This window comes from Neisseria sp. HMSC075C10 (genome assembly GCF_001815615.1).
GTDB lineage: Bacteria > Pseudomonadota > Gammaproteobacteria > Burkholderiales > Neisseriaceae > Neisseria > Neisseria subflava_A.
In genome coordinates, this window is the sequence record NZ_KV821228.1 from 1 (window position 1) to 1,070 (window position 1,070).

1 protein-coding gene and 1 pseudogene are annotated in these 1,070 nt (G+C 35.6%); both read left to right on the plus strand.

The window, feature by feature from the left end:
• Positions 1-504: pseudogene (locus tag HMPREF3047_RS00545) on the plus strand (hypothetical protein); the annotation flags it as partial.
• Positions 504-998, plus strand: a complete 495-nt coding sequence (locus tag HMPREF3047_RS00550; RefSeq protein ID WP_019271746.1) for a contact-dependent growth inhibition system immunity protein — start codon at positions 504-506, stop codon at positions 996-998. The pseudogene HMPREF3047_RS00545 and the gene HMPREF3047_RS00550, both read left to right, overlap by 1 nt.
• The last annotated feature ends 72 nt before the right edge of the window (positions 999-1,070 follow it).

Here is a 1,070-nt window from a genome sequence, read left to right on the forward strand (position 1 = left end):
ATGGCTAATCAATTTTCAACTGCACATCAGAAAGTTACGGATTTAAATATCTTATTTGCCAAACCAAGTAAAACCGTTTCTAATTCAAAAGTAGGTATCCAATGGAATAATGGTATTGGAAAGCAAGGTATGCCATGGGAGAATTATGTTGGTAAAAACCTTCCCTCGGATGCTCGACTACCAAAGAATTTTAAAACTTTTGATTATTATGACTCCCGTGATGGCTTAGCCATTAGTGCTAAGACATTGGATACACAAACAGCATCAAGGATGCTCAAACCAAGACAAATTTATAGTACTTTAAAAAATTATATTGACAAAGCTGCCAATTTTAAAACTTACTCTCTTTCTAGTGTTAAGTTAAATGCTGATACAATTACTCGGAGAGAGATACATTTAGCTATTCCAGCCCAAACCACTAAAGAACAATGGCAGCAAATCAACAAAGCGATAGAATATGGAAAGACTCATGGTATTAATGTTAAAGTAACGGAGATTAAATAATGGAAGATAAGTGCGAAAATAAATATTTTGCAAGTTTGTATGCAAATGAAAAAGCGTTCATTGTGCAAACAGAATCCGGATTTAGGTTGTTAATGTTAGACACCTTATTCCCACCTCATATTTTGTTTCCGGATGTCGATAACAATCTGCTTGGTCAAGCTGTTTTCCAGGCATTAAAAAATAGTCGAACTTTTGAATATGGGAGTAAAGAATATAAAAATTTTTTCGATCCGGTACAAAGAGTTCAACGCTATAACCAATGGGTTGATCATATACGAGAAACACTGGGGTATAAAACCAAATTAGCTTTTTTTAGAAAGATGATGATGTGCAGCATTAAAATGGATAGCAAGGAAATCGTAATTTCCCCCAATAAACATATCAGATCGGATGCGTGGGAAGGCATTGATGGAAAAGATATAATCATACCCGTTGACAGAAACTACTCGGAAATTGGACAAGGAGCAAAACAAGCTCTAAGTTATTGTAAGTAAGTATATACGTAGTGCATAGGCCTGTTCCCACAACATACTTTTAGTGGCCGACGCCGTCAAAAACCAAACCGG

What these genes read in the sequence shown, in the direction of transcription:
- HMPREF3047_RS00550 (WP_019271746.1), top strand. Translation starts at nt 504, where the DNA reads ATGGAAGATAAGTGCGAAAATAAATATTTTGCAAGTTTGTATGCAAAT.